Raw genomic sequence first — 5,391 nt, forward strand, 5'->3', positions numbered from 1 at the left:
CGACGACCTGCTGCTCCAGCAGCAGGTCAGCGGCGTGGTCTTCGCCGGCGGGCACTACGCGCAGGCCGACGCCACGCACGGCCACTACGAGCTGCTGCACGAGCGCAAGCTGCCCACGGTCCTGGTCAACGCGGCCGTGCCGCACCTGGACTTCCCGCAGGTCTCGTGCGACGACTCGGTGGCCGCAGGGATGGCGCTGGCGCACCTGCGGGCGCTGGGCCACGAGCGGGTCGGCATGGTGCTCGGGCCGAAGGACCACATGCCGTCGCGGCGCAAGCTGGAGACGTTCCTGTCCGGCGAGGGCGACCCGGAGCTGGTCGAGCACACGATGTTCTCGCTGGAGGGCGGGCACGCGGCCGCCGCCAGGCTGGTCAAGCGCGGCGCGACCGGCGTCATCTGCGCCAGCGACCTGCTCGCGCTGGGCACGATCAGGGCCGCCCGGCGGGCGGGGCTGGCCGTGCCGGGGGACGTGTCGGTGATCGGCTTCGACGACTCGGCGCTGATGAACTGCACCGATCCGCCGCTGACCACGGTCCGCCAGCCGATCGACGCGATGGGCCGGGCGGCCGTGGACCTGCTGGTGGCTCAGATCGACAAGGCCGTGGTCCCGGCCGACGAGCTGCTGTTCGAGCCGGAGCTGGTCGTACGGACGTCCACGGCCCGGAGTACTTAATCTAGTCGTTATCTTGCAACTCACAGTCGTAATCTTGCGGAGAACGGTCGGCGAACCTATGGTGTGGGCACCTCGCAATAGAAGGGCACGCCCATGCAGAGATCCACAGGACTGTTAGTCGTCACCGTTCTCGGCCTCTCCGCCACCGCCTGTGGTTCGAGCGAGCCCGCCAAGCCGTCGGCCGGCGGCGCCGCCCCTGTGTCGATCACGGTCGCCTGCCAGCCCGCGAAGTCCGCGCCCAAGGAGCGGCAGGCGTGGGACGACGACGTGGCCACGTTCATGAAGGCGCACCCCGGGGTGACGGTGAAGAGCACGGACCAGCAGCCGTGTTACGACCCCAAGACGTTCGGCCCCAAGCTGGCCGGCGGCCAGATGGAGACCGTCTTCGTGGTCCCGGTGACGAACTACAACGACGTCATCGGCCAGGGCCAGGCGCTGGACATCAGCCAGTACACCGGCGAGATCAAGAACTGGAACGACCTGCGCCCCGACGTCAAGGAGCTGGTCACCAAGGACGGCAAGGTGTACGGCGTGCCGAACGTCCACTACGGCGTCGGCCTCGTCTACAACCGCAAGCTGTTCACCCAGGCCGGGCTCAACCCTGACACCCCGCCCAAGACGTGGGCCGAGGTCCGCGAGGCCGCCAAGAAGATCGCCGGGATCGGCTCCGGCTTCGTCGGGTACGGCGAGTACTCCGGCGGCAACACCGGCGGCTGGCACTTCACCCAGGCCATCTACGGCCGCGGCGGCAGCATGGTCACCGACGACGGCAAGAAGGCCGCCTTCAACTCGCCCGAGGGCAAGGCCGTGCTGCAGAACCTGCACGACATGCGCTGGGTCGACAACAGCATGGGCAACAAGCTCCTGGTCGGCTGGGAGTCGCTGATGATGGCGATGGGCAGCGGCAAGGTCGGCATGATGCTCGGCGCCCCCGACGTGGTCACCGACGTCGTCAACAAGTTCAAGGGCAACGTCGCCGACTACGGCATCACCGGCTTCCCCGAGGCCAAGGCGTCGCTGAGCGGCGGCGAGGCGTTCATGATCAACCCGAAGGCGACGCCGGAGCAGGCCAAGGCCGCCCTGCAGTGGGTGGACTTCCGCTTCAACACCGTCGGCAAGGGCCGCTTCGACTTCGCCCGCGGCAAGACGCTCGGCAACCCCGTCGGCGTCCCCGACAACGCCGTCTTCGGCGACTCGGCCACCGGCAAGGCGATCCAGGCCGACCGCGAGAAGAACGCCACGCTCCCGGTCACGAACTACCAGCCGTACGTGGACGCCGCGGCGACCGTCCCGCCCAAGGCCGAGCCGGCGCACGCCCAGGAGCTGTACGCCATCCTCGACGTCGCCATGTCGGGTGTGCTCAGCCGCCAGGACGCCAGCATCGACAGCCTGCTGTCCGCCGCCGAGACCAAGGCCAACTCGATGCTGACGACCAAGGGCTGACCTGGATGCAGGTTCTCAGGATGCATGGTCTCAGGCGCAACCTGACGGCCTACGGGTTCCTGTGCGCGGCGCTGGCCTGCTTCGCGGTGTTCGCCTGGTACCCGATGATCAGGGAGTTCATCCTCAGCTTCCAGCAGACGACCCTGGTCAACCCGCCCACCTGGGTGGGCCTGGACAACTTCAGGACCGTCGTCCAGGACCCGGCGTTCGGCAAGGCGTGGCTGAACACCGTGGAGTTCACGGTGCTCGCGCTGGTCTGCGGCTACGCCGTGCCGTTCGTCGCGGCCCTGGTGCTCAACGAGCTGCGCCACTGCCGGGCCTACCTGCGGTTCGTGGTCTACCTGCCGGTCATGCTGCCGCCGATCGTGGCGGTGCTGCTGTTCAGGTGGTTCTTCGACCCGGGGCCCGGCCTGTTCAACCAGGTGCTCGGCTTCTTCCACCTGCCCGCGCTGGCCTGGCTGGACTCCTCCACGACGGCGCTGCTGTCCCTGGTCATCGTCTCCACCTGGATGAACATGGGCGCCGCGACGCTGATCTACCTGGCCGCGCTGCAGAACATCCCGCCGGAGCTGTACGAGGCGGCCGAGCTGGACGGGGCCGGCATCTTCAAGCGGATCAGGCACGTCACGATCCCGCAGACCAGGCTCATCCTGCTGCTCATGCTGATGCTGCAGGTGGTGGCCACCATGCAGGTGTTCATCGAGCCGTACATGCTGACCGGCGGCGGCCCCGAGGACGCCACGATGACGGTCGCCTTCCAGATGTTCCAGTTCGCGTTCACCTACCAGGACTACGGAGCCGGTGGGGCGCTCGGCATGATGCTCATGATCGCGCTGCTCGCCTTCGCCGCCTTCCAGCTCCGGCTCACCCGTGAGGACAAAGCATGATCTCGCTCGGGGCGCGAGCGGCGACCGGCCACCGGAAGGAGAGACGCACTCCCAAGCGGATCGAGGTGCAGTTCCGCACGATCGTCTCGCCCCACCAGCTCAACAGCAGGTGGGGACGGCGGATCTACTGGACGGTCCTCACCCTGGTCGTCACCGGCTCCACACTGGCCTTCGTCTTCCCGCTCTACTGGATGATCACCGGCGCCATGAAGACGCCGGAGGAGATCGCCCAGATGCCGCCGACGTTCTTCCCCCGGCAGCCGACGTTCGGCGCCTTCATCGAGGCGTGGGACCTGTTCGACATCGGCGTGCTGCTCAGGAACACCGCCTACTACGCGGCGGGCGCGTGGCTGTTCTCGATGTGCGTGGACGTCGCGGCGGCGTACGCGCTGTCGAAGCTGCGCCCGATGTTCGGCAACGTGATCCTGGGCGCGATGCTGGCGACGCTGATGATCCCGCCGATGGTGGTGATCATCCCGCTGTACGTGACGATCGTGGACCTGCAGCTGCTGAACAACCCGTGGGGCCTGTGGTTCCCGGCGGCGGCCAACGGGTTCAACATCTTCCTGCTCAAGCGCTTCTTCGACTCCATCCCGCGCGAGCTGATCGAGGCCGCCGAGATCGACGGCGCCGGACCGCTGCGGGTGCTGTGGTCGGTGGTGCTGCCGATCTCCAGGCCGATCCTCGGCGTCGTGTCGATCTTCACGATCGTCACCGCGTTCAAGGACTTCCTGCTCCCGCTGCTGGTCATGACCGACACCGAGAACATGACGGTCAGCGTGGGCCTGTCACAGACCGCCGGAGCGGTCACCCAGAACCAGATCATGGGCGGCCTGGTCATCACCAGCATCCCGATGATCCTCGTCTTCTTCATCTTCCAACGGCACATCATGGCGGGCCTCACCGCCGGGAGCATTAAGGGATAGCGCATGTCGCAAACGTGGTGGCGGGGGGCCGCGATCTACCAGGTCTACCTGCGCAGTTTCGCCGACGGCAACAGCGACGGCATCGGCGACCTCGCCGGGCTGCGCTCGCGCCTGCCGTACCTGAGAGATCTCGGCATCGACGCCATCTGGCTGAACCCGTGGTACCCGTCGCCGATGGCCGACGGCGGCTACGACGTGGCCGACTACCGGGACATCGAGCCGGTGTTCGGGACGCTGGACGAGGCGGAGAAGTTCATCTCGGAGGCGCACCAGCTCGACATCAAGGTCATCATCGACGTCGTCCCGAACCACAGCTCCACCGTGAGCGACTGGTTCCGGGAGGCGCTCGCCGACCCCTCGAAGAGGGACCGGTTCTGGTTCCGGGACGAGCCCAACGACTGGCAGTCGATCTTCGGCGGCCCGGCGTGGACGCGGGTGCCCGACGGGCAGTGGTACCTGCACCTGTTCGCCCCCGAGCAGCCGGACTTCAACTGGGACAACCAGGAAGTGCACCAGGAGTTCGAGGACGTGCTGCGCTTCTGGTTCGACCGGGGCGTGGACGGCTTCCGCATCGACTCGGCCGCGCTGCTGTTCAAGTCGGCCACCTCCTACGAGGACCAGGACGGCGTGCACGACGTCTACCGGCGCTGGCGCGAGATCGCCGACGAGTACGGCGAGCGCGTCCTGATCGGCGAGGTGTGGCTGCCCGACCAGGAGCGCTTCGCCCGCTACCTGCGCCCCGACGAGCTGCACACGGCCTTCAACTTCGACTTCCTGTCGTGCCCGTGGGAGCCCGCCGAGCTGCGCAGGGTCATCGACCTCACCCTCACCACGCACGCCCCGATCGGCGCCCCGCCGACCTGGGTGCTGTCCAACCACGACGTCACCCGCCCGGTCACCAGGTACGGGCGCGCCGACACGACGTTCGCGCACGGCGGCCGCCTGCACGGCGTCCCGTCGGACGCGGAGGTCGGCTACCGGCGCGCGCGTGCCGCCGCCCTGCTCGCCATGGCGCTGCCCGGCAGCGTGTACGTCTACCAGGGCGAGGAACTGGGCCTGCCCGAGGTCGAGGACCTGCCCGACGACCAGCGGCAGGACCCCATGTACCACCGCTCGGGCGGGGTGAACCGGGGCAGGGACGGCTGCCGCGTCCCCCTGCCGTGGTCGGGGGAGGAGCCGCCGTTCGGCTTCGGCGGCGACGCCACCTGGCTGCCGCAGCCGGAGAGCTGGCGCAAGCTCACGGCCGAGTCCCAAGCCGCCGACCTCGACTCCATGCTCAACCTCTACCGCACCGCCCTCGCCCACCGCCGCGACCTGCTCGGCGACGGCGCGCTCGACTGGCTCCCGATGGGGGAGGAGGTCCTGGCCTTCACCCGCGAGTCCGGCCTGACCTGCGTCTCCAACCTGGGCGCCGGCCCGGTGCGGCTGCCGCCGGGCCGGGTGCTGCTGGCCAGCGGCCCCC

At 68.6% G+C, this 5,391-nt stretch carries 5 protein-coding genes; all 5 read left to right on the plus strand.

What is annotated here, in order from left to right:
- The coding region (locus KME77_RS25870) for a substrate-binding domain-containing protein (protein ID WP_219471545.1) at positions 1-673 on the plus strand (673 nt) is incomplete at its 5' end.
- A 93-nt stretch (positions 674-766) separates the two neighbouring features.
- Positions 767-2,116: an ABC transporter substrate-binding protein gene (locus tag KME77_RS25875; protein ID WP_219471546.1), complete on the plus strand. Its 1,350-nt coding sequence runs from the start codon at positions 767-769 to the stop codon at positions 2,114-2,116.
- A 20-nt stretch (positions 2,117-2,136) separates the two neighbouring features.
- Positions 2,137-3,003, plus strand: a complete 867-nt coding sequence (locus KME77_RS25880; protein ID WP_219471547.1) for a carbohydrate ABC transporter permease — start codon at positions 2,137-2,139, stop codon at positions 3,001-3,003.
- Positions 3,000-3,929, plus strand: coding sequence for a carbohydrate ABC transporter permease (locus KME77_RS25885; RefSeq protein WP_219471548.1), 930 nt, complete (start codon positions 3,000-3,002; stop codon positions 3,927-3,929). The genes KME77_RS25880 and KME77_RS25885 overlap by 4 nt, the downstream gene beginning before the upstream one ends.
- Before the next feature lie 3 nt (positions 3,930-3,932).
- The coding region (locus KME77_RS25890) for a glycoside hydrolase family 13 protein (RefSeq protein WP_219471549.1) at positions 3,933-5,391 on the plus strand (1,459 nt) is incomplete at its 3' end.

The organism is Nonomuraea rhizosphaerae, assembly GCF_019396405.1.
Classification (GTDB): Bacteria; Actinomycetota; Actinomycetes; order Streptosporangiales; family Streptosporangiaceae; genus Nonomuraea; species Nonomuraea rhizosphaerae.